Source organism: Arcicella sp. GW821-FHT09D11 (assembly GCF_059416265.1).
On record NZ_JBWKOV010000001.1, the window covers coordinates 1091111 to 1115084 of the forward strand.

At 35.9% G+C, this 23974-nt stretch carries 17 protein-coding genes; 5 read left to right on the top strand and 12 right to left on the bottom strand.

From position 1 onward, the window contains the following. Nucleotides 1–16: 16 nt before the first annotated feature. The 3 genes from AC07N0_RS04640 (at nucleotide 17) to AC07N0_RS04650 (ending at nucleotide 4051) form a co-directional block, all read left to right on the top strand. Complete coding sequence (locus AC07N0_RS04640) at nucleotides 17–631, top strand: 2OG-Fe(II) oxygenase (protein ID WP_492801047.1); 615 nt, start codon at nucleotides 17–19, stop codon at nucleotides 629–631. 229 nt (nucleotides 632–860) lie between these two features. Beyond that, on the top strand, nucleotides 861–2204 hold the full coding sequence (locus AC07N0_RS04645) for a toll/interleukin-1 receptor domain-containing protein (protein ID WP_494588283.1): 1344 nt from the start codon (nucleotides 861–863) through the stop codon (nucleotides 2202–2204). Then, complete coding sequence (locus AC07N0_RS04650; RefSeq protein WP_494588284.1) at nucleotides 2201–4051, top strand: nSTAND1 domain-containing NTPase; 1851 nt, start codon at nucleotides 2201–2203, stop codon at nucleotides 4049–4051. Before AC07N0_RS04645 ends, AC07N0_RS04650 begins: the two co-directional genes overlap by 4 nt. Before the next feature lie 27 nt (nucleotides 4052–4078). On the opposite strand, the gene AC07N0_RS04655 is transcribed toward AC07N0_RS04650, so the two are convergent. The 3 genes from AC07N0_RS04655 to AC07N0_RS04665 all read right to left on the bottom strand — a co-directional run bounded on the left by AC07N0_RS04655 (nucleotide 4079) and on the right by AC07N0_RS04665 (nucleotide 6753). Then, entirely contained in the window at nucleotides 4079–4552 is a 474-nt protein-coding gene (locus AC07N0_RS04655) for a DUF4231 domain-containing protein (RefSeq protein WP_494588285.1), read from the bottom strand. Between the two features lie 202 nt (nucleotides 4553–4754). Next, entirely contained in the window at nucleotides 4755–5429 is a 675-nt protein-coding gene (locus AC07N0_RS04660) for a tetratricopeptide repeat protein (protein ID WP_494588286.1), read from the bottom strand. Nucleotides 5430–5748: 319 nt separating this feature from the next. Then, nucleotides 5749–6753, bottom strand: a complete 1005-nt coding sequence (locus AC07N0_RS04665; RefSeq protein ID WP_494588287.1) for a hypothetical protein — start codon at nucleotides 6751–6753, stop codon at nucleotides 5749–5751. A 678-nt stretch (nucleotides 6754–7431) separates the two neighbouring features. Between AC07N0_RS04665 and pbpC the strand changes: the two genes are divergently transcribed. Then, the gene (gene pbpC / locus AC07N0_RS04670) at nucleotides 7432–9759 is read left to right on the top strand and encodes a penicillin-binding protein 1C (RefSeq protein ID WP_494588404.1); all 2328 of its coding nucleotides are present in this window, start codon (nucleotides 7432–7434) and stop codon (nucleotides 9757–9759) included. Nucleotides 9760–10146: 387 nt separating this feature from the next. Here pbpC and rpsG read toward each other — a convergent pair whose 3' ends face one another. The 5 genes from rpsG to rnhB form a co-directional block, all read right to left on the bottom strand. Beyond that, the gene (rpsG, locus tag AC07N0_RS04675) at nucleotides 10147–10617 is read right to left on the bottom strand and encodes a 30S ribosomal protein S7 (RefSeq protein ID WP_309921729.1); all 471 of its coding nucleotides are present in this window, start codon (nucleotides 10615–10617) and stop codon (nucleotides 10147–10149) included. A gap of 139 nt (nucleotides 10618–10756) precedes the next feature. Continuing rightward, complete coding sequence (rpsL, locus tag AC07N0_RS04680) at nucleotides 10757–11179, bottom strand: 30S ribosomal protein S12 (RefSeq protein ID WP_309921726.1); 423 nt, start codon at nucleotides 11177–11179, stop codon at nucleotides 10757–10759. Between the two features lie 162 nt (nucleotides 11180–11341). Next, a complete protein-coding gene (gene uxuA / locus AC07N0_RS04685; protein WP_494588288.1) occupies nucleotides 11342–12538 on the bottom strand; it encodes a mannonate dehydratase in 1197 nt (398 codons plus the stop codon). A 130-nt stretch (nucleotides 12539–12668) separates the two neighbouring features. Further along, a complete protein-coding gene (locus AC07N0_RS04690) occupies nucleotides 12669–14153 on the bottom strand; it encodes a GH3 auxin-responsive promoter family protein (RefSeq protein ID WP_494588289.1) in 1485 nt (494 codons plus the stop codon). 104 nt (nucleotides 14154–14257) lie between these two features. Next, complete coding sequence (gene rnhB / locus AC07N0_RS04695) at nucleotides 14258–14830, bottom strand: ribonuclease HII (RefSeq protein WP_492801056.1); 573 nt, start codon at nucleotides 14828–14830, stop codon at nucleotides 14258–14260. Between the two features lie 286 nt (nucleotides 14831–15116). Here rnhB and AC07N0_RS04700 point away from each other — a divergent pair, with 286 nt between their 5' ends. Further along, on the top strand, nucleotides 15117–17576 hold the full coding sequence (locus tag AC07N0_RS04700) for an OmpA family protein (protein ID WP_494588290.1): 2460 nt from the start codon (nucleotides 15117–15119) through the stop codon (nucleotides 17574–17576). 85 nt (nucleotides 17577–17661) lie between these two features. Here AC07N0_RS04700 and AC07N0_RS04705 read toward each other — a convergent pair whose 3' ends face one another. The 4 genes from AC07N0_RS04705 to AC07N0_RS04720 form a co-directional block, all read right to left on the bottom strand. Next, nucleotides 17662–18387 carry a head GIN domain-containing protein gene (locus tag AC07N0_RS04705; protein ID WP_492801058.1) on the bottom strand — a complete coding sequence of 242 codons (726 nt, stop codon included), beginning with the start codon at nucleotides 18385–18387 and terminating at the stop codon, nucleotides 17662–17664. A gap of 251 nt (nucleotides 18388–18638) precedes the next feature. After that, a complete protein-coding gene (locus tag AC07N0_RS04710; protein WP_494588291.1) occupies nucleotides 18639–22592 on the bottom strand; it encodes a S8 family serine peptidase in 3954 nt (1317 codons plus the stop codon). A gap of 334 nt (nucleotides 22593–22926) precedes the next feature. Then, the gene (locus AC07N0_RS04715; RefSeq protein ID WP_492801060.1) at nucleotides 22927–23172 is read right to left on the bottom strand and encodes a hypothetical protein; all 246 of its coding nucleotides are present in this window, start codon (nucleotides 23170–23172) and stop codon (nucleotides 22927–22929) included. Further along, nucleotides 23147–23749 (bottom strand): RNA polymerase sigma factor, encoded by a 603-nt coding sequence (locus AC07N0_RS04720; RefSeq protein ID WP_309921688.1) that lies wholly within the window; start codon nucleotides 23747–23749, stop codon nucleotides 23147–23149. The genes AC07N0_RS04715 and AC07N0_RS04720 overlap by 26 nt, the downstream gene beginning before the upstream one ends. Nucleotides 23750–23974 lie beyond the last annotated feature (225 nt).

Consider the following 23974-nt stretch of genomic DNA (forward strand, 5'->3'; position numbering starts at 1 on the left):
GATTTTTTATAGTGGGATGCTAACCCAAGAAGAAAAGTTTGAAGGCTTAATAGAAGGAATATTAGCCAATGGTTACGGTGTTTGCGATGATTTTTTAAGTCTGGAAGAGGTTAAGAGTCTATCAACAAGATTTGAGACTAGGTTTGATGCAGGTAATTTTAAAGAAGCAGGCATTGGCAAACAAAGCGAAGTGCATAAAGCCACAGCAATAAGAGGCGACAAAATACTTTGGTTAGAAAGTAATTCTGTTGACCTGTCAGAAAGAATACTCTTAGATAAAAATCAAGCTTTTATCGATTACCTCAACCAAACTTGTTATTTAGGCATTATTGACTCCGAAATCCATTTTGCCAAATATGACATCGGGAAATTCTATCGTCGACATCGAGATACCTTTCAAGCTCAGAAGGGAAGAATTTTATCAGTAATCTATTATTTAAATATTGATTGGCTTCCTGAAAACGGGGGGAATCTCTTGATTTATACCCAAGAAAATAATCAGGAAAAAATTATTAGCATTGCTCCACTAGCTGGCAGATTAGTCTGTTTTGAAAGCGAAAAATTAGACCACGAAGTTTGTGAAACTTTTAAAGAAAGATTGAGTATTACGGGGTGGTTGTTGAATTGCTAAAACAGATTAGACAACTTTTCCTTCCCAAGGCTGGTCTCCCGACCAGTCCTCTTTTTCTGTAATCTAAAGGACTCTTGTGGACTGGTTAGGAAACCAGCCATGGGGCTAGTCTAACCATCTTCTAAATATCCTACCGCTTACTAAGAATCAATCGTTTTTTTTTGATGTGGCTATGAGTTTTGGTATATTTCTATCAAATTTATTATCAGATGCTTAACTCATATATTTTATGACTGATTCGCTCGTTTTCGAAGACTGGGACTTGATTATTGAAGACATTCAAACTCAGAAATGTATTGTTATCGTCGGTCCAGACATCATTGAATATACGGGGTATCCAAGTTTCTTTGAAGCTGTTTCTAATGAATTAATTGATAATAAATACATTAGTCAATCTTTTGTGGAAGAACAGCTTTTTCAGATAAAAATCACGAATCCTGTACGAGCCAAAGCCGAAAAAAATGATGGTATTCGCCATATTGCAAAAGCTATGCAAAGAGTTATTGAAACGAATCAATCAAAACTTGATGCTATTGCTCTTTTACTTAAAAAATTGCCTTCTCAGTTAATTCTTTCTTTGATTCCAGAAGAGGCTACTTTCTCTAGAATTTTACAAACGCCTGTTCGCTATTATCATAAAAATAAAACTTCTGAAAAAGAAGTTCTTCCTCCGCTAAGTCCTGATTCGCCAACGGTATATAATATCTTAGGGTCATTAAGCCAGTCAGAATCCTTGGTTTTTACTTACGACGATTTGTTCGAATATATTTTCAGCATTCTAGGAGACAATCGTTTACCACAAGAATTACAAATTGCGCTGAAAAGTGCTGAACGTTTTATTTTTCTAGGGGTTAATTTCAACAAGTGGTATATGCATTTGTTATTAAAGCTATTGGCTTCTGATAAAAACGTGTTAGCGATAGATGCCCATATCCCTGAGGCATCACGTACATTTATTATGAACCGTTTGTCTTTAGAGATGATGGATTATACACCTGCTGATTTCTTAGATAAGCTAATTTGCAGTTATTATGATACAACAAAAGGGAAGGAAGGCGACACTCCAATTAATGTTGGGAAACCTATCAATAATGCACCCACGCAGATACAAAAACCCAAAACCAGTCCTGTAAAGATTTTTCTCTCTTATGCACATGTCGATGAAGAGTTTAAAAAGGAATTGCTCATCACTTTATCGCCTTTAATTAATCAATCGAAAGAAATAGAAATTTGGGAAGACCGACAAATTGTGGCTGGTCAAGAATGGGGTAAATCTATCACTTCAGAGTTGGAGACCTCAGAATTAATGATTTGTCTGGTTAGTCGTAATTTCCTGAATTCTAAGTATTGTATCGAGCAAGAAGTGGCAAATGCTATCAATCAACAAAAACACGTTTTACCTGTCTTATTAAAATCTTGTGCTTGGAAAGACTTCCCTTTTCTGTCTTCGCGGCAAGTAATCCCCCGAGATAATAATTCCATTATTAGCTTCAAAGACCAAGACGAGGCTTACCAAAGTATTTATGAAGAAGTAAAACGTTTAGTTACATTGATTAAATCTGAAAGAGCATGACAGTCAGTAAAAATCGTTATCCCGGTCCTAAGCCCTTTAGAACAGACGAAAAAGATATTTTCTTTGGAAGAGATACAGACATTGCAGAATTCTATAAGTATATTTTTTTACACCAAAGCGTAGTGCTATTTGGCAAAAGTGGGTATGGCAAAAGCTCATTAATCAATGCAGGAATCATTCCTTTGTTGGCTGAAAAAAATAAGCAAGTACACTATTTTGAAGTAAAATTTGGCCCTTATGTTTCAGGCTCGGATAGGTCGACACCTATCGAAAGGGTAAATGCTATCATCAAAGAAAAATCGACAGAGCATTCTGCGTTAATTTTAGAGAAATACTTCCAAACAGATAATTCATTTTGGCATACGCTTAAAAACTATCAGATAAGCCATGAAGCCAACGAAATTATCTTTTTTTTTGATCAGTTTGAAGAGCTTTTTACGTATCCCCAAGAGCTAATTTTTGAGTTTAAAGAACAACTAGCAGATGTTTTGTACACCACTGTACCTGCCTTTTTTAGAAGTCAAGAAGATTTGCTTGATGAAGAAGGTATTTCAGAAGAATTTAGGCTCAATTTCTATCAAAAGCCAGAGATTAAAGTGGTTTTTGCTATTCGTTCTGACAGACTAGCTCAGTTAGAAGAACTCAAAGATTTTCATCCTGCTATCTTAAAAGACTGTTATGAGCTGAAAGGCTTGGATGAAGAAGGAGCTTTGGCGGCGGTATTGAAACCTGCTACCCTACCCGACGAACCTTTAGGGACATTTAAAACACCCGCTTTTGAGATTAAACAAGAATTAGCCGAACAATTGGTGAATGAACTAAAAGATAGAAATGGACGTATCGAAACCTCGACCCTCCAGATTATCTGTTGGCAAGTAGAAGATAAATTTGTACCCGCTTGGATACAAGGCGAAGAGAAATTTGTATTGACTTTTGAACAGATTGATATTGACCAAGACGGACAAATAAAAGGCGATATTGAAACGGTTTTTGATAATTATTATAAAGATACTATCGAGACCAAAATAGATGCGCAATTCCGTGAAGCTACGTATAGGCTTGTAGAGGAGGTATTGGTGCAAAACGGACAAAGGATTCCCTTTGAACATCATTATTTAATGTATGTAGTGTTGGTGGAGCAACTCGGCATTCCCAACCGACAAGTTGCACAACAAATTTTGGATGTCTTACGAGAAGCGTCTTTATTGAAAGTAGAACAAGATTCTCAAAGACGTTTGATGTATGAATTAGGGCATGATACCTTAGTTGACCCCATCAGTAAAGCTGCTAAACTCCGAGAGGAAAGAGATGACCAAATAAGAGTATGGGAAGAGGCAGAAGATGCCAGAGAATTAGCCGAAAAGGCTCAGCTAGAAAAAGAAAAGGCCAATGAGCAAGCCGCACAATTTCTAGTTTTGAAAAGGCGGGCAGAAGTGCGTTCTATTTTTGCTTCTATTGGTTTTATCATCGCTTTTGTAGTAGCTATTTATGCTTATTCTTTAAAAAGAGAAGCTGATGTTTTAACTAGTAAGCTTCAGATAGCCTATAATAACACCGAGCAAGCCAAAACAAAAGTAGAAGGACAATTAGATACAGCCATTACTATTGCACAAGATGCACTTAAAACAATTGACAAGAATGGAGCAAAAGGCGAAAGCAAAAATGTTATATCTGAAAAAACAAATTACGATTCTGCTTTTGCCTATTTAGTTAAAATTAAAAGCACTACCCCTCGTAAACTGAGGAAAAAGGAGATTAAGGCATTCATTAATCCAGAAATTAAGCAACTTTATATTGAAGAGGACTCCAAAAAGTCAAATCAAAATAACCAGAATTTAAAACAATAAATACTCATAATATTATTTTTCAGTAAACTAGTTAGGTTTATTTTCATCTTCTTTAGCTTCTTTAATAACTTGAGAGTTACTATTCTGCTGTTGATGGTTATTTAAGTTAAACCATTCTGTATTTTCTGTAGACATAATTGCTTCAATATTTACAACGAATTGCTGGAAAGTAGCATTCTCCTGATAAGGTCCTGCTTTGGTTAAATACAAGAATTTTTCTCTTTTTAGTACTTCACGTACTTTTCGATAATTCACCCAACTTTCATGATAATTAAAGAGGGCATCTAGCCCACTTAAAATGGCTATTACGACACCTATCAATCCTATAATCGTAGGAAATGAAGGGACATCACTGTAGTTAGTAGCTAGTGGCAAACAGGCAGATAGAATAATTACTAATACCTTAATTTTGATATAGTTATCCTTGTTTTTTCTACTTTTTTGGGCAAAAAAATTCATTTGGTCATCCAACCTTTGTTCGATGTATTCTTGTTCAGTCATAGTTATTTATTGTTTGGAGATATTAATCTTAATTTAAAAATAACTCTTCAAAACAACAAATTTTAACCAAAATTTAAACAGTAGTTCGAGTTTCCAACTCGAAACAAAGATAGACTCATGCCATGAGTAAATAGACAACAAAAAAGCCTCTTCTTTACGATAAAGAAGAGGCTTTTAAAAATTTTAAAATATTGTTTGATGCCTATTTGAAAACTCCCATCGGGTCTTCTTTTTTGGCAAGTAGTTCTTGTAAGAAATTCATATCTAAAAAGGTTATGTCGAGTGTTCTACATTTATGGAAATACTCCCATGCCTTTTCGTAATGTTCTAATTGAAACTCTGCAATGGCATATTTCAGCCAACCATTGGCATTGGTTGAATCTATCTTTAAAGATTTATCCAATAATAGCAATGCATCGTCAATGTCATTACATTTCTTCTGGTCTTTAAAACAAGCTAATTGCACGGTAGCGACATCAATCATCAAAGTCGGATTATCGGGAGCCAGCACTAACCCTTTGCGTAGTAGTTTAGCAGACTCTTCGTAGTTCTTTTTTTGATAACTTACAGAACCTAAACCCCAGTAAGCCTCTACATTGTCAGGGTCAAGTAAAAAACTAAGATTGAAGCGATAAGTAGCGGTATCCAACAAACCTTCGCTCAGGTATTCCCAACCTCTTTCTGCAAAAAACTTGCTAGCCTCAGCACGATTTTTAAAGTTTTGTTCGCACTGAGTAAAGAAATCTTTTGATTTCAGTATCTGTTCATCTACAATCTTTTTACTACCAAAAAGAGGGATATACTTAACGTCTTGGCTATCAACGGCAAGTTCTTTTTTGGTGGCTTCTTTAGTACTAGCCAAAGGAATTGGCTGCATTTGCCCTACTATTGACTGTATGCTCGATGAAAAAATAAATAAATATATTAATTGCTTCATAATGGTGGTAACAATACGAATGTTATAACGATGCTTAAGAATAATTATTGCTCTGTGAAAATCTTCTTTAAAAAATCAAGCTATCTAAACTTTCTTTGAGGTATTTTTTAAGTCATGGATTATAAATATCACAAATTTATACATAGTTTCAACCGAATTGAGATTTTTTTTGTTCAATAGAATATAAAAATAGCACTATTGTACAACAAAAAGGGCTGATTCGTTGAATCAACCCTTTTAAATATTAATTTTTTAATAATTAAGGTAATGCTAGCAAAAAGCCAATCGTGAAATTAGCATCCCAGTCAAATACGAATTGTTGGCAACCCGTAGTTTCAGCAATGGCTTTATAAATATTTAATCCAGCTTTTGATTTAGCGTTGTCTAATTGATACGCAGAAGGAGCATCTAACACAGTATAACGTTCTTTACCTTTTCTTACTTTTTTGGCTAACTCAAAAGGTACACCACCTATAATAAAACAAGTTTTACGATTAGCCTCTGGAATCTTTTTCGACTTTTCGCTTACTTCTTTAGCTACTGTTTCGTCATCTACACCATTTTGAAAATATTTAGCACCATACGATTCCTCAGATTTTAGCTTTCCGTCTTCTTTCCAAGATATTTTAGTATTTCCCGAACCAATATCTGCTACGAATGAATTATCAGCATATTCTGCAGGCTGAACACATTGTAAGCCCAAAATTCCTTCTTGCTCTGGCGTTACAGTATTTACAAAGTATTTTAATGATTTTAATACTTTGATTATCTTCTGAGTACCTTCGGCTTTTACTGCTCCCGAACTCACCACAAAGTGAATATCTTTTCCACTTACGCCATAATCAAGCATCCCTCCGATATACTTTTTCAAGCCCGCTCTGATATCATCATCACTTGCCATATTTTCTATTACCAAACTATTGCCAAAATCAGCTTTTTCAAGCTTCCAACGTTTATCAGCATCTATTCTGATAATAAACGAGTTAAACCCACTAGCACCTAGTTCAACTACACCCTTTAATTTACCTGCGATTGGTCCAGGAGGAGTATAATCAAAGCTCGACTTCTCACCTTCAGTTGCCGAAGAACTATTTTCTTCAGAAGAAGAGCTATTCGAATCAGCAGTATTACTAGCCGAAGCCGTTGTTTCTGGTGCTAACTTTTTCAGGGCATCTTTTCCCCCGAATTTTGTAAAACCATAATAAATTGCTCCTACAATAATGGCGGCAATCAATAATCGTCCCGCTACAGTTAATCTTTGCATTGTTCTTGAGGTTTTAGTTAAAAAATGTTTTGGTTATTTTTTTTGCAGTAGGCTTTAGGCTGTAAGCAATAGGCTATCGGTCATCGGCTGTCAGCTTTCGGATTTTAGTTATAGGCTTTTTTGTCTTCGAAAATCTTTACCCGCTGATTTACGCTGATTCGACTCGCTGATTTAGGAGATTTTTTTTAGTCCTAAAATCATACCATACGTCTCGCTTCACCAACTGCTAAAGTCTGATAGTCTAATATCTTGTGTCTTAAAGTCCTCTAGTCTTTTAGTCTTATTATCTCTTCTGTCTTCAAAAATTTTTACCCGCTGATTTACGCTGATTCGACTCGCTGATTTAGGAGATTTTTTTTAGTCCTAAAATCATACCATGCTTTGCTTCATCCAATTCTAAAGTCTTTAGTCTAATATCTTGTGTCTAAAAAAGTCCTCCAGTCTTTTAGTCTCTAATGTCCTTCAGTCCACAACGTCTTAAAGTCTAATATCTTGCGTCTAGTGTCTAACAAAGATATTTAAACCCACAAACCATCCAATTTCAATTTGGTTATGTGGTAAAACAAACCATTGATTTTGTAAAATTTAAGGATGAAGTTCAGAACAATAAAATTGTCGGGTAATACATTAACGATTAAAGACCGAATCCATATCTTTACAAAAATCTCTTTACGCTACATGTTCAAACAAAAAATCAAAAAAGCCTTTCAACGAATCATCAAAACTAAGTTCTTTAAAGGAATTGCTACACTTTTTATGCTGTTTATTTTGCTAGACCTTTTTTTCCCTTTCAAAATTAATCCCAACTATTCTACCCTTATTACCGATTCAGATGGGAAATTATTGCATGCTTTTTTAAATAAAACGGATAAATGGCGAATGGAAACCGAGTTGACGGAAATAACACCAACACTCGAAAAAGCCATTGTTTTTAAAGAAGACCGTTGGTTTCGTTGGCATTTTGGGGTAAATCCTTTGGCTATAGTACGAGCAGGTGCAAGAAATATCTTTACAGGAAGACGAACATCAGGTGCAAGCACTATTACTATGCAGGTAGTACGCCTGTTACATCCACAGCGTAGGACATACTTTAATAAATTTATTGAAATCTTCCGAGCGATACAATTAGAATTTCATTATTCTAAAGACGAAATCTTACAGTTTTATATCAATCTTGTGCCTTATGGTTCCAATATAGAAGGATTAAAATCGGCCTCAATATTATATTTTCAAAAATCGCCGAATGTATTGAGTTTAGCAGAAGTAACGGCTCTGACGATTATCCCGAATCGCCCTTCAAGCTTGCGACTCGGCACTAACAATGCTTATATTCTTCAAGAAAGAAATCGTTGGTTACAAAATTTCAAAGATGCTGGATTGTTTAATAAACAAGATATTGAAGATGCCATCAACGAACCCCTCAATGTCACTCGTCACGAAGCACCACATTTGGCACCGCATTTATCTTTAAGGCTTAAGCAAGAAAATCCTACACAGTCAATTATCAAAACAGTATTGGTACGGCATAAACAATTGACGATTGAGAACATTGTACAAAATTATGTCAGCCGTTTGTATGCCATGAATATTCATAATGCTGCCGTCATGGTGATTAATAACAAAACACATCAAGTAGAAGCTTATATAGGTTCGGCAGATTTTAATAATCCTATTGATGGCGGACAGGTAGATGGTATTCGTGCCATTCGCTCGCCAGGGAGTACCCTAAAACCTTTATTGTATGCTACGGCATTCGACAAAGGAATTATTACCCCAAAAACAGCTATTAACGACGTACCTACAAATTTCGGTGGTTTTGAGCCAGAGAATTTTGACAAGCTTTTTCATGGGAAAATCACGATTGAATATGCCTTAGCGAACTCCTTGAATATTCCAGCCGTAAAAATGCTGAAAGAAATTTCTACGCCTGTTTTGGTAGATAAGTTAAAGAAAGCGGATTTTCAAACGGTGAAAAAGAACTCTTCTAAACTTGGACTATCTTTAGTCTTAGGTGGTTGTGGCGTTACGTTAGAAGAATTGACTAATTTATTTACTGCTTTTGCCAATGAGGGAAATTTTCAGAAGGCTTCCTATTTATTAAAGTCGAAACAAGTACCTACCGTAAAAAATGAAATTATTTCTAAAGAATCTAGCTATCTGATTACCCAGATACTCTCGCAAATTACTCGCCCTGATTTACCTAACAACTACGATTATACGTATAGAATGCCCAAAATCGCTTGGAAAACGGGTACTTCTTTTGGTAAAAAAGACGCTTGGAGTATTGGTTATAATGCTCAATATACTATCGGTGTATGGGTAGGTAATTTTTCGGGAGAAGGCGTTCCTGAACTTTCTGGAGCCAATATCGCTACGCCTTTGTTGTTTGATATTTTTAATACTGTTGACTATAACTCCTCTTCAAAATGGTTTAAAGCACCCGAGAATATCGCTTATAGAAAAGTATGTGCTGAAAGTGGCGATGTTCCCAATGAATTTTGTACACATCAAATTGTAGATTATTATATTCCAAGTGTCTCTAAAATGACCAAATGTCAGCACGCAAAATATATTTATATCAGTGCCGACCAAAAGATAAGCTATTGTTCGCATTGTTTGCCAGAGGATGGAGCTATCAAAAAACTATATCCTAATTATGCCCCAGAACTATTAAGCTGGTACGAAAGCAAGCATATTCTTTATGAAAAAATTCCTCCGCATAACCCCAAATGCGAACGTGTATTTAATACTGATGCTCCGCAGATTATCTATCCCGTAGATGGTTCTGAATATTTTTTGGCAAAAAACGAGAACCAGAAATTGATGCTAAACTGTCAGGTAGGAAATGAAGTGAAAACGGTTTATTGGTATATCAATGACAAATTATTGCAAAAAGCATCGCCTAATGCGGAGGTATTTTTTACCCCACAAGCAGGCAAAATCAAAATATCATGCAGTGACGACAAGGGGCGTAATGCTGATATTTATGTGAAGGTGAGTTATTGAGTGGTTTAGTTTTAGATTAGACAACTTTTAAAAAGTTGTCTAATCTGGTTTCTCCATATAACCAATTACATAACCTCTAAAAACACAAAAGCGAAAACCTTTCGATTTTCGCTAACTCTAACTCCGTGGTTTGTGTGCCACAAACCACAATACTCACGGTCATTTTTACTCATGGCATGACTACGGAATTATTTGATAATAAACAGACTACTGAAAGTCATGCCATGAGTGGATATCCCCTCCCATTATTAGATTAGACAACTTTTAAAAAGTTGTCTAATCTGGTTTCTCCATATAACCAATTACATAACCCCTAAAAACACAAAAGCGAAAACCTTTCGATTTTCGCTTTTGTGCTGTGTGTATCTCGTTGTTGTTAATAATTGATTAGAATCTGAAGTGAGAGAATGCTTTGTTAGCTTCTGCCATACGGTGCGTATCGTCTTTCTTCTTCACTGCTGCACCTTCACCTTTAGCGGCTGCCATGATTTCGTTAGCAAGACGGTCGATCATCGTTTTATCTCCACGCTTACGAGCATAAAGAATTAACCATTTCATACCTACTGATAACTTACGGTCTGCACGTACTTCCGTTGGAACTTGGAAAGTAGCACCACCTACACGACGGCTTTTTACTTCTACCGATGGCATAACGTTGTTTAATGCTTTTTTGAATAGCTCTAAACCGTTTTTCTCTTTGGTTCTATCTTCTACTTTGTCTAATGCACCGTAAAAAATCGTAAATGCTGTTGATTTTTTACCGTCGTACATCAAGTTATTAACAAACTTGGTTACCATTACATCCCTAAATTTAGGGTCAGGTAATACGTATCTCTTTTTTGGTTTTGACTTTCTCATTGGATTGTTAAGATTTTAAGTTTAGCCCATCTTCTGCCCTTAACTAAAGCATACTGGACTGTTTTGTAATTTGATGATTTGAAAATTTGATGATTTGAAAATGTTATACTTTCAAATTCTTCAATTAACGAATGTCAAATTATTTTTTCTTACCGCCTTTTCCGCCTTTTACTGGAGCTGCAACTTGACCTGGTTTAGGACGTTTAGCACCATATTTAGAACGACGTTGACGACGACCATTTACACCTGCAGTATCTAAAGCACCACGGATGATATGGTAACGTACCCCTGGTAAATCTTTCACACGACCACCACGAATCAATACGATTGAGTGTTCTTGCAAGTTGTGACCTTCACCTGGAATGTAAGCATTTACTTCTTTGCCGTTTGTTAAGCGTACACGGGCTACTTTACGCATAGCCGAGTTAGGCTTCTTAGGCGTAGTAGTATAAACCCTTGTACACACGCCACGACGTTGCGGACAAGAATCAAGAGCAGGAGATTTTGACTTCCAAGTCATTTGCTCCCTGCCATTTCTTACTAACTGTTGTATAGTTGGCATTTTGTGTTGTTTTAATAGAGATACACATGACTGATTATGAAACACTTACACAATCATTAATCATTGAATAAATTCAAAGGGTTAATAATATCGTATAATTACCTCAAAATCAGGGGTGCAAAATTACGCAAAGTATCTGAGATACAAAAGGTTTAAGCAAATTTATTTAGCATCTAAACTTCGCTCAATCCCTAATTCTAATCCTCTTAACTCTGCTAGTCCTCTTAATCGACCAATGGCTGTATAGCCTGGGTTTGTTCTTTTCGCTGGATTTAGGTCGTCTAACATTCTATGACCGTGGTCTGGACGGAACGGCAAGCGGTAATCTTCTCGTCCAGCTTCTATTCTTTTATGCTGTTCTGTTATCAATGCTTTCATTACACCATACATATCTACATCGCCTGCAAGGTGGTCTGCTTCATGGAAATTCCCTTCGGCATCACGCTTAGTAGCTCTTAAATGCACAAAATTGATTCTGTCGCCCATTCTTTCTACCATTCCAACAAGGTCATTGTCCTCACGAACGCCATAACTTCCCGTACAGAAACACAACCCATTGTTTGGACTGTCGTAAGCTTGAAGTATCTGCTGTGCATCGGCTTCTGTACTTACTACTCTTGGTAAACCTAAAATTGGATATGGAGGGTCGTCGGGGTGAATGGCTAAATTAATGCCTGCTTCTTCGGCTACTGGCGTGATTTCTCTTAAAAACTCATACAAGTTTTCTCTTAATTCTTTATCGCCAACCTCGTTGTAGCCTTCTAGCACTACCAAAAATTCTTCTACCGTAAAGCTTTCTTCACTACCTGGTAAGCCTGCAATGATATTTTTAACCAATTTTGCACGTTGAGCTTCGCTAGAACTTTCAAACCAAGCTTTCGCTTTTTCTACTTGTTCAGCAGTATAGCTTGCTTCTGCATTGGGTCTTTTTAGAATATAAATTTCAAAGGCCGCAAATTCTGTGGCATCAAAACGCAATGCTGTTGAACCGTCGGGCATCGGTGCATCTAAATCAGTACGAGTCCAATCTAACACAGGCATAAAATTATAGCAAACTGTATCAATACCACATTTACCCAGATTGATTAACGATTGCTTATAATTGTCGATGTATTCACGATAATTCCCTGTGCGTTTTTTAATGTCTTCATGAACAGGTACACTTTCAATTACCGATAAGGTTAATCCCGCAGCTTCAATCTCATCTTTACGTTTTTGGATTTCTTCTACCGTCCAGATTACGCCATTCGGCAAATGATGTAACGCAGTTACGATACCAGTGGCTCCTGCTTGACGAATATGTGCTAATGGAACAGGGTCTTTTGTTCCAAACCAGCGAAATGTTTGTTCTAAAGGCATTTTATTCAGTTAAATATTATATTAATAGATTTTTACTTATAAAGCTATTGAGGTGCTTTTTTTACCCATTTTTAATAGCTGTAAGCAGTAAGCTATACGTTATATGCTTTATTTTCAATAATTTATATATTTAAATCTTATCTGCAATTGCTCTATCGTTTGATAATCTCGGTACTTTGTTTTGTCCGCCCAATTTTCCTTCTGATTTCATATAATCAATAAAAGCATTTTTGGGCAATACTCTTATTTTCAATGGTTGAAGGATATTACCCGTCATCAAATCATCATAATACACATTTAGTTCTGCTAATTTCTGATTGATGGCTTGTGAAAAAGCTTTTATATTCTGAGGTACTTTAGCAAATTCTACCAACCATTCGTGATAAGGCAAGCCACCTTCAGGGGGCGTTACTTGTGGAGCTACCGTAAATTCTACTAATTCAACCTCTGGATGACGCTGCATGGCATACTGCATGGCTTTTTCTACTTCTTCGCCAATTACGTGTTCGCCAAAAGCAGAAATAAAATGTTTTATACGTCCTGATACGATGATTCTGTAAGGGTCTAAAGAAACAAACTTAACGGTATCGCCAATAGAATATCCCCAAAGCCCTGCATTGGTATTCATCACTACGGCATAATTTACACCTAATTGTACCTCGCCAATATGCAAGCGTCTAGGATTGGGCTTGAAATAATCTTCTACAGGAATAAATTCATAGAATACACCCGAATTCAATAATAATAAAAGTCCTTCGGCCGACTGTGAATCTTGATAAGCAATAAAACCTTCAGATGCTGGGTAAGTTTCGATTGAATCTATTTTCTTACCGATAGAATCATACAATTTAGCACGATAGGGTTCAAAATTTACCCCTCCATATACAAACAATGAAAACTCAGGGAAAACATCTTTTATTTTCTTTCCTGTTCTGGCTTGAATACGGTCGAAATACATTTGCACCCACGGTGGAATCCCCGAAATCAACGACATGGGCTTATCGATGGTTTCATCAATAATTTTTTCCAGTTTTGTTTCCCAATCTTCAATACAATTGGTTTCATAGCTTGGCAATTGATTACTTCGTAAATAGCCTGGAACATGATGATTCACAATGCCAGAAAGTCGACCCGTGAAAACACCATTCTTCTGAACCATCTCTGGCGAGCCCGACAAAAAGATGAGGTTTTTATCTAAAAACTTAGCATTACCAGTTTCATGTACATAACTCAACAAAGCATCTCTTGCTCCATTAATATGGAAACCAATGGATTCTTTTGAAATAGGAATATATTTTACGCCAGAGGTTGTTCCCGATGTTTTGGCAAAATAAAGAGGTTTGTCTTTCCAGAGGATATCACTTTCACCTGCTACTACTTTTTCTATATAAGGTTTCAGATTTTCATAATCTTGTACAGGAATAGCATCTTTGAAGCTCTGATAATCATTGATATCAGCAAAGTGATGGTCTTTCCCAAAAAGTGTGTGCGAAGCATCCGAAACCAAACTTTTCATCAAAGCCATTTGGGTTTCAACGGCTTGTTTTTCCCACTTTTGGCGGTTTTGTACTACGAATGAGGCAAAGGGTTTTGCCAAAATTGAACGAAAGCCCATAAGGTAAGCATTGCACTCGAAGTGGCACTTCGAGCATTAACTATTGTATATTATCGAAGTGCCACTTCGAATACTGGTAAAGTTAATAACTATTTAATGATGATTTACATTCTGAATGTTAAACGATGATGAATCGTTACACCAAATTCTTTAATCGCTTTTTTGTGTTTGGGTGTTGGGTAACCAGCGTTGTGTTCCCAACCGTATACAGGAAAGTTGAGAGCCAGACTTTCCATCAAATCATCTCTATAAGTTTTTGCTAATATTGAAGCCGCCGCAATGGATAGAAACTTGGCATCTCCTTTTATAATACAAGTATGCGGAATTAAAGGATAAATCGGAAAACGATTACCATCTATCAATAAATGTTCTGGTCGGACAATTAATTTATCCGTAGCCAAATGCATCGCTTTCATACTAGCTTTCAGAATATTTATTTCATCTATTTCTTGGTTAGAAACCTCCGCAATTTCCCAAGCGATGGCATCTTGTAAAATATCTTTCCTAAGAGTTTCTCTTTGACTTTTACTAAGTTGTTTCGAATCGTTTAATAACGAGTGCGTATAGTACTTCGGTAAAATTACCGCTGCGGCTACTACTGGCCCTGCTAAACACCCTCTGCCAGCCTCATCTAAACCAGCCTCGATAAGATTTTCGTTGTAATAACTTTTTAACATTTTCTATATTTCAAGTTTGGGAACCTTTATTAATTCACTATGGGGCTATTATTTCCAGAAAAAAGTAAACTTCTAATAATCATACTATTAATTTTTTGAAATAATTATCGTTTTAATTAACAAATGATAATTATTTCTAGTTTTCTTTGTCATTTTGGCATGATTTATGTGGTTTTTTTAATAGAAAGTACAGTCAAACAGCTTAACGTTTCAAAACAATATTATTGCTTTTATCCAAAATTCTGGAATTATTTGTTGATTTTAAATACCTGCCTTACTAAAAAAAATGCTACAGCTCAAAAAAAGTGGACTTTCATTACTTTTTGTTGTTATGTCAAATTTCTATTTGACTGCTCAGCATTTTAATACTACCCTCACCAATGCTATTCGTTGCTATGATTTACAAGAATATGCTAAGGCAATTAATGGATTTAATCAGGTTTTGAAAAATGATTTTTCTTCTCTTGCACCCAAAGACCAACTTTCAGTATTACTGAAACTAGCCTATAGTTATAAACAAAACAAAGAAGAAACCACTGCTGAAAAAATTTATCGCCAAGCCTTTACTGATTTTCCTACGCTTATTAACAGTGATGCCAAAGCACATATAAATTTTGCTCAGGTGTTAGCACATAATGGCAATTATCAGGAGGCGCAAGAATATTTTACCTTATCAGAAACAATACAAAACACAAAAAACCAAACTACTTTTTCACCACAAAACCCTACGCTTAAAAACCATGATAAACCAGTAAGTATTTTCCCTAATCGTAATACGTACAAAATAGAATACCTAGATTTTAATACATCTGCCCCAGAATTCAGTCCAATCTATTACAAAGATGGGATAGTTTTCTGTTCTCAAAAAGAATCTGCTACCAAATTAATGAATGATAAAGGTAGCTTGCTAGATTTATATTTTCTCAAGAATTCGAATAAAATACAGCAGTCAGAGGAAGTTAGTACCGACAAAAAAAAGAAAAAAAATGCCTCTAAGAATGTAAAATTATTGAGTGATGATTATTCTTCCAGAAGAACCTCTAATGATACTAAGACTTTAAATTATTTTACAGAAGAAGAAGAAAGCTTTCAAGAACAAACGTATTATTCTGATAGATTTGGCAAAACCATCACTTCAAAATTTCAGGAAGGCCCAGCTACATTTAATAAAGACTTTACAAAAATCATCCTTACGCGTAACTGTTCAGGAGACAACACAAAAGGCTTTAGTGAAGATAACAATAGTAAACTCAAACTTTACATGGCTGAAAATATAGGTGGACGTTGGACAGAAACAATAGAATTACCATTTAACGATGATGAATTCTCGACAGCCCATCCAGCGTGGTCTAAAGATGAAAAAACGCTTTACTTTGCTTCAGACCGCTTCGGTGGTTTTGGTGGAATGGATATTTGGTCTGTCGAATACCACAATGGTAAATGGGCAAGTCCTAAAAATCTAGGCAAAAATATTAATTCTAAAGGTGCAGATGTATTCCCTTTTCTTGACGAAAATGGGAATTTGTATTTTTCTTCCAATGGACAAGGCGGAGAAGGAGATTTAGATATTTTCTTTGCCGAAAAAAATGAGGAGGGTATTTTTACAAAGCCAATCAATCTAGGCAAACCTTTTAATTCTGCTTTTGATGATTTTGGGATTATTACTGATAAAAATAGGCAAATTGGCTATTTTAGCTCGAATAGAAAACTAGGAGAAGATGGTGATATTTATCGCTTTTCGATAGATAATAGCCTAACAGATTGTAGGAAAATGAATGTCGTTGTCTTCGATGCAGACACTAAGATACCTATCAATAATGTCCTTGTTAAAATATCGTCTTCTGGCCATTTATTAGAAACACTGAAGACTGATGAAGAGGGTTATATAAGTTTTTGTACTAGCCAAGATACTGACTATGCCATAACAATCGAAAAAGAATCTTACGCCGTTAATAATATTGGCTATTCAACAAAAGGTGAAATAGATGATGTAGCCTCAAAACTAGAAGTCCCTCTTGTTAATATAAAGCCCGTAAAACTTGATTTACAGATTTCGCCTTTAACCAATAGTAAACCAATAAGTAATAAATCTAAAAAACCATCGAATTTAAAGGAAAAATCAGCCATTACAGGTTTTGTAAGAAACGAGATTGATAAAAAACCTATGGAGGGCGTATTGGTTTCTTTTATGAATGCTTGTGACAATACAACTCAGCAAGCTATCACTGGAGCAGACGGTAGTTATACTTTTTATATCAACGAAGACTGTGACTATACGATAGAAATATCAAAAAATGGTTATAGCAAGCATGTTAATAAGATCAAAAAAGAGAAAAAAGGCAATACTAAAGTGGTTTCTCAGGATTTGGAGATTTTTAAAGAAGGAGATTTGATTACGATGAATAATATTTATTACAATTCAGGTAGTGCTACTTTACGAACAGACGCCTTGAAAGAATTGAATAAATTAGTGGCTGTACTTCAAAAAAACCTGACAATGGTGATAGAAATAGGGTCGCACACAGATAGCCGTGGAGATACGCAAGATAATTTGAATTTATCATCTAGAAGAGCACAAACTGCCGTTGATTATATTGTTAGCAAGGGAATTAGCAGAAACAGAGTGTTAGCAAAAGGCTATGGCGAAAGCGAGCTAGTAAATAGTTGTGTAAATGGCGTAAGTTGTACAGAAATTGAACATCAGCAAAACCGCAGAACAACGGTAAAAATTATTAAAATTAGGTAATAGTAAACTTATATAAATTGAAAGAGGTTGTCGTAGTAGATGCGACAACCTCTTTTAATATAGCTTTATAGCAATGTTTTGTCTATTAATTTGAACGAACCTCGCCTCCTAAATTAGACTTCACATTTCTTTCGCTAGGATTTCCTTTGTAGGTAATCGTACCTCCTGTTCCTGCTGAGGCATCTAACATTTTATTGGCACTTACTTGTGCCACCCCACCCGTGTTAGCTCTTATTTCTACTTCGTCGCTTATTAAATTATAAGCAAATAGCTCTCCACCAGTATTTACTTTGGTTTGCTGGAACGTCGCTTTTCCTTCTAGATTTACGATGGCTCCTTGTACGCTTGATAATTCTAAGTTATTAACACTCACTTTCAATGTCACAATGGCTCCTGATGAGGCATCAACAAGTAAACGATTTCCTGTTAATGTTTCCGCTGATACCAATTCTGCTCCGCGACCTATTTGAAGGCTAGCTAATTCGTTGGTATATTCTATTCTTACTTTAAATAACTTCTGAGAATCTGCTTTTCTTTTATTGTTATCCCTATCAGTCAGTTGCTTAAAGATTTTTGTTTTTACCGCCAATTCACCCCCAGAAACTGCGACTGTCAAATCTTCAAGATTTGCTCCGTTCAATGCTTCTGTGGTTATCTTATTAGTTTTACCTTTTACAAGCTCTACCTTCATGATGCCTTGCATATCAATCTTATTGAAGGATTGTAACGTAACTTCTTGGTTTTGTTGTCCTAAAACGATTGACGACACAGAAGTTAATAATAACACGAATAAACTTTTTATTTTTTTCATAATCTTATTTGCTTAATGTAAATGATGTTTGAATACTATCACTTAGATGCATTAAACAACGCTAAGGTTGCATGAATTAGTACTTAATAGCTTATTGATTTGACACTCAATCATTTTTAAACCCGTGTTCTATGTGTCACAGAACACGGGTTTAACCATTTATAAGTAATATTAGCCCAATAAAAAAATCCCAGTTGTTTGTAGTCCTTACTACTCACAACTGGGATTTTTTTTATTGAGCTTTGATACCCCTAGTTTCTATTAATTATAATAGGTACTACTTTTACAGATTTATCTGAGTAAATTCTGATAAAGAATGTACCCGCATTTTGTTGAGATACATCAAACTCTGTTTTATAAATACCATCTGTTTTTACCAATTCTTTAGTAGAAACCGTTACTCCTAATAAATTTATCATTTCAGCATAAACATATTTAGGATTTTGTGGTGTTGTATATTCTACTTTAAACGACTGGGGAGCAGGATTTGGATATATTTTGGCTGTTTCCTCTGTATTTACTTCAGCCTCAACTGCAGTTACTGTAAAGGTATATCCCTCAGAAAAAACTGAACAGCCATTGGTATCTGTTACTTTAGCCGAGTAAACTCCTGATTTAGTAGGCGTAATAGTATTTGTAGCGGCATCTGTAATAATGGTTCCACTAAGATACCAAACGGGATTCGAGCCAGAAGTAAGGCTTAATGCTCCCGCTTCTAATTTTACTTGTGGAATGATAGGTGTTATAATAGTGCCATTCACAGTTGCTGAGGTAGCAGAACAAAAACCATTTTCAGTAACCTTTACACTATAAGCTCCTGATTTTATAACTGAATACGTTGCTGAGGTAGCTCCAGCAATTGACTGACCATTTAATAACCATTGATAGGTATAATTAGTACCACTACTTGCGGTTAATACCTTAGCGTCATCTTGACAAATACTAAATGCGGATGATGGATTAATTGTTACTTTTGGAGCCGCTTGCGTAGTAATTGGCACTTCTACCCTAGTACTTGGACAACCATAAGATTTCACTTTCATATCATACGTATAGTAGTATCCCGTTTTGATAGTAGCGCCGTTGTATAATGACCCTGTGATGCTGATTACATTAGGAATAGTAAACGGAAAACCTATCATATCAGCGCCAGATACAGTCGAATTAGCATTTAAGTTGCTTCTATAAATAGATGCTCCGTTGGTACATTCTTGTGCTAATACATAAGTGCCTGCTGTTGGAATAGCTAAATTTAGCGGTAATACAATTCCTTGGTCGGTCAAATCATCTACCAATTGATTACTTGTACGGGTTGAGTTGGCTGTTGTACGAGTAGGCGTGACATCAAAACTCACTGAAGAAATTGGTGTCGAGTCTGATTGGCGGTAAATTGTAAAAGTAATTTTACCTGCTGTTCCAATATATACTCTTGCACTTTCAATCACCAAAGGTGTTTGTGTAACAATGATTGGTTCTGGTCCAAACGATTCGTAATAGCTTCCTCCGCCATAAACATACTTATCTTTTGGTCCAACAGAACCCGAAATATCATTTACTCCAACATATATTTTATCTGTATTGGCTGGTTTAGTAAATGAGCCGGAATTTCCTGTGAACAATAAGTTTCCGCCCGTTAGTGCATCATACCAAAGCAAAGTAGATGTTTCGGTACCTTTAACATTTAAAGCGGTAGCTCCTTCACAGACCGCCGCAATGGCCGTTGTTGGTGTTGGAGAAGCCGTAACTTGACGTACAAATGTTTTTGTATCATTCGTCACATCTTGATCATTGGCTAAACCTAGCTTTACTGTAAAAGTATAACTACCACCAACTTTAGCAATGAAATTACCATCTAACAAAAGGGTTCCATCACCAAAAGTGGCTAATTGATTTTTATAAGTACCTGTCAATACAGTAATTACGCCTGTTCCGTCTGATACAGTTACTGTTACGGGGATATTTTGTAAAGTAGTTGTGCCATTATTTCTTAATGAAATGGATACGGAACCTGATGTGGAAGCACAAAAATTACTCACTTCAGGTGTTAATAAATCTAGGACAGCTACATCTATACTCGGACGAACAAAGTCTACTTTATAGTCTTGCGTAATTCCTTTTGCATAAGTTCCACAACTGGTGATATTGGCAGCACCAAGGTCTTCGCCCGTAACTACTCTCATAATAGTACTATTCCCAATAGTTAAGCCAGACGGCACAGCAATGGTGGCTTTGAAAACACTAGCTCCTACAATATCACCAGAACTTGCAGCTAGTTCTGTCGCTTCTTCAAACGTTCCGTTAGCATTCCAGTCAATATAAACACGTACTTTTTTAGTACTAGTCCCTTTTAAACTAATTTCTAAGGGTAAATTCTGAGAAGAAGATGCTTTATATCCTGCCGTTACATCTCCTAATTTGATACTTTCAATATTATTCAATGAAGTAGTTGGTACTGAGGCACAGTACTCTGTTCCTCCTATTCCACTCAATATCAATGCATAATCTTGTGTACTGTTTTTTAGCGTATTCTTATGGTTGATGGTTATCGTATAGCTTTTACCCGGAACAGCATCAGCAATCAAAATCTGTTCAACGTTATCTCTGATGTTATCTCCTTTAGTAGCTAATGCACTTGGTTGGTCGGGATTAAGAATAAAAGGCAAATAATTATTGGTGCCATCTGAAATCCTGATATCTAAATCGTTAATTAATTTAGGGGTACGATTATTCAAATTTGCAGCAGTGGCACTCGTCACTGTTCCTTCTGGGTCTGTCCAACAAATAGTAGCTGTTAAGGCCCCTTTGCCAGAAGCAATAACTTTTTGAGTGTATGAACCACCAGTCGCTAAAGTTCTTTCTGAAATATCATAAGATTTATCAGCATTCTGAATCACTTTCCCTGCTTTTTCCATGTTCAATAACCCCCAACCATAAATATAGTCTGGACCAACATTCCCTGCATCATCAGCTGTATGAATCACCAAGCCTTTTAGCGTAGATGAACGCATCAATAAACCATCGTTTTTTTGAGCATACAATTCTTGTAACAACAAGATACTCCCAGCAGCTTGTGGCGAGGCCATCGACGTTCCACTTAAAATAGTATAACTAGTTGCAGAAGCATTTGAGCTTGAAAGTAAGTTAACTCCAACGGCTACAATATCAGGTTTTATTCTACCATCGTCTGTAGGCCCCCAACTACTAAATGATGAAATACTAATATCTGATGACCGTAAAGGTGCTTTACCACTAGTTCCATTTACAGCACCTATTGTCAAAATATTTTTGGCTGTACTAGTAGTGGCTAAGATATCATAGCTATCATTTTTACTTCTTACAACCGAGCTTGTATCATTTGAAGAACCCAAGTAATAATATTCACCTGCTGTAGGTCCTGTTTCTCCTCTGTTATTCCCTGCTGATTTTACGATAAGATAGTATGGAGCGTTATTAGCAACCTTATCCCAAGACTGTGTGTTGGTGTCATAAAATCCAAATTTATAGTCTTCCGTTTGGCTAATGCTTGTATTACCATACCATGCCCAACGACTACGCGTTTCGTCATAACTCCAACCCGCTAAAAATCCATAAGAGTGATTTGACACTAATAAGTCTGCTGCTCCAGCAGTCATTTCAGAGACATCACTGGTAAAATCCCAAGCTTTTAAACTTGCTCCAAAAGCCATTCCTTTGGCAAGGGGTGATACTCCTTGGGCAATCAATGTTCCTGCTACGTGCGTAGAGTGTAAGTTAGTACCTGTTACTTTATCTTGCTGAGTTACTCTAGATGTTAGTTCCTGATGCGTTGCCAATACTCCTCCGCCATCCCACACACCTAATTTATTTTTTACAGAAGCACTACTCCCATTCAATGACACTCCTAATGACCCTCCCGTATACAATTGATCAGTACGTGTAGTTGTTGCTGCCTGTGCATTACTTTCTGTAGCTACGTATAGCGGATGTCCTGTTTCGTCTATTCCGTAAAGTTTAAAGAAACGATTGTTTTTTAAATTTCCATTGAGCTGCCATTTCTTTTCTGTAGCAACTTTAACAGCTTTTTGATAATTATTATCTTGTTGAGTAGAAAACTCAGCCGATAAACTTTGTAGCCTTTTTTGTTGAGAAGTATTATACAATTGTTTCTCTTGAGCAAAAGAAGCGAATCCCCCAAACAAGAGTGTCAGTGTAATCAGTCGTTTCATGCTATGTTTTTTGTTAATGGATAGGGAACGATTTATCGTGTAAGTAAAAAGACCTTGAAAAACAACATTTTTAAAGTAAGGATTATGTGTTGTTAGACAACCCCAATCATCGAAGCGTTGCTTCTATGATTAATTATATTTTTACTTATTCCTATAAACCTACGACTATCAAGCAATTAAGGGTTTATTGATGAAAAATTATAAAATTTGAAAAGTCAAAATACTCTTTTTTATTGTAACCCCAAAGGGCTATAAAAACAAAGCTGTACCAAGAAGCCTCGGTAAGGAGGTTTCTTAGTACAGCTTCACAAATAAAAAAGTCATCAATCCTAGGTTAAACAACTAAGGTTTGATGACTTTCTGTATAGTTTCTCGAATACGCAAGAATGTTGTCTATGCTTCTTTCGGAAGGTTGTTGAAAACTTTTATCTAAACCTGCTTTCACATCAAGCATATCTAAATAAAATTCTAGCATCTCAGTATCATGGACAAGTCCGTCCTGAATCATAAGATTTTCCTCTTCCGTTGTTTCTTGATAGACGTAACGGATAACGTCATGCTGCGTAAAGGTTTGTATCATAGCTCGGAGAATGTTTACTCATCATTTTGCGTAGATTTATCAACGCATAACGCATTCTTCCTAGTGCCGTGTTAATGCTTACGCCTGTGGCGTCTGCAATTTCCTGAAAACTCATATCTTCGTAATGACGCATCACTAGCACTTCTCTTTGCGAGTCTGGAAGACGTTTAATCAGGTCTCTTAGATGAGCATGCGACTCATTACGAATTTGCAAATCTTCATATGAATCTTCTGCAAAATCTAATGTATTAAACACACTGCTACCATCTTCGAAAACGACATTTGGATAGCGTTTATCACGACGGAAATAGTCAATCGCCATATTGTGAGCAATTCTGAGCACCCATGGCAAAAACTTTCCTTCATCATTGTATTTTCCCGAACGAAGCACGTCAACAGCTTTAATGAAAGTATCTTGCATTAAATCTTCGGCTACGAAGGTGTCTTTAACAATTAAGTAAATCGTTGTGTAAACTTTGGATTTGTATCGGCGAACAAGAGTTTCAAATGCCTTTTCGTCACTGTTTTTTATATAGCGTGATACAAGCTCGCTGTCGTTAACATGGATTTTTTCCATTTTGATAAATCTATTTAGTTAACGTAAAGCTTTATATCATATTATATCTCCTATATTTTTATTTTAGCGATTTTTGTAAACTCTTTTTAGTAGTTATTCTGAAAGGTTGATTCAAAGATAATTGTTGTAATATTAATTCCAAAAAAAATACTAAAGTTTTTAAAAGCGTTAACAAATATTAACAACCTGTTTTTCGTTTAGCCATATTTCTTGCATTATTCCCTA

Coding starts and splice junctions, on each gene's coding strand:
- AC07N0_RS04700 (WP_494588290.1), top strand. CDS start 15,117: ATGCTACAGCTCAAAAAAAGTGGACTTTCATTACTTTTTGTTGTTATG.
- AC07N0_RS04705 (WP_492801058.1), bottom strand. CDS start 18,387: ATGAAAAAAATAAAAAGTTTATTCGTGTTATTATTAACTTCTGTGTCG.
- rpsL (WP_309921726.1), bottom strand. CDS start 11,179: ATGCCAACTATACAACAGTTAGTAAGAAATGGCAGGGAGCAAATGACT.
- AC07N0_RS04690 (WP_494588289.1), bottom strand. CDS start 14,153: ATGGGCTTTCGTTCAATTTTGGCAAAACCCTTTGCCTCATTCGTAGTA.
- AC07N0_RS04720 (WP_309921688.1), bottom strand. CDS start 23,749: ATGGAAAAAATCCATGTTAACGACAGCGAGCTTGTATCACGCTATATA.
- AC07N0_RS04665 (WP_494588287.1), bottom strand. CDS start 6,753: ATGCAAAGATTAACTGTAGCGGGACGATTATTGATTGCCGCCATTATT.
- AC07N0_RS04645 (WP_494588283.1), top strand. CDS start 861: ATGACTGATTCGCTCGTTTTCGAAGACTGGGACTTGATTATTGAAGAC.
- AC07N0_RS04650 (WP_494588284.1), top strand. CDS start 2,201: ATGACAGTCAGTAAAAATCGTTATCCCGGTCCTAAGCCCTTTAGAACA.
- rpsG (WP_309921729.1), bottom strand. CDS start 10,617: ATGAGAAAGTCAAAACCAAAAAAGAGATACGTATTACCTGACCCTAAA.
- AC07N0_RS04655 (WP_494588285.1), bottom strand. CDS start 4,552: ATGACTGAACAAGAATACATCGAACAAAGGTTGGATGACCAAATGAAT.
- AC07N0_RS04710 (WP_494588291.1), bottom strand. CDS start 22,592: ATGAAACGACTGATTACACTGACACTCTTGTTTGGGGGATTCGCTTCT.
- AC07N0_RS04660 (WP_494588286.1), bottom strand. CDS start 5,429: ATGCAGCCAATTCCTTTGGCTAGTACTAAAGAAGCCACCAAAAAAGAA.
- pbpC (WP_494588404.1), top strand. CDS start 7,432: ATGTTCAAACAAAAAATCAAAAAAGCCTTTCAACGAATCATCAAAACT.
- AC07N0_RS04640 (WP_492801047.1), top strand. CDS start 17: ATGCTAACCCAAGAAGAAAAGTTTGAAGGCTTAATAGAAGGAATATTA.
- rnhB (WP_492801056.1), bottom strand. CDS start 14,830: ATGTTAAAAAGTTATTACAACGAAAATCTTATCGAGGCTGGTTTAGAT.
- AC07N0_RS04715 (WP_492801060.1), bottom strand. CDS start 23,172: ATGATACAAACCTTTACGCAGCATGACGTTATCCGTTACGTCTATCAA.
- uxuA (WP_494588288.1), bottom strand. CDS start 12,538: ATGCCTTTAGAACAAACATTTCGCTGGTTTGGAACAAAAGACCCTGTT.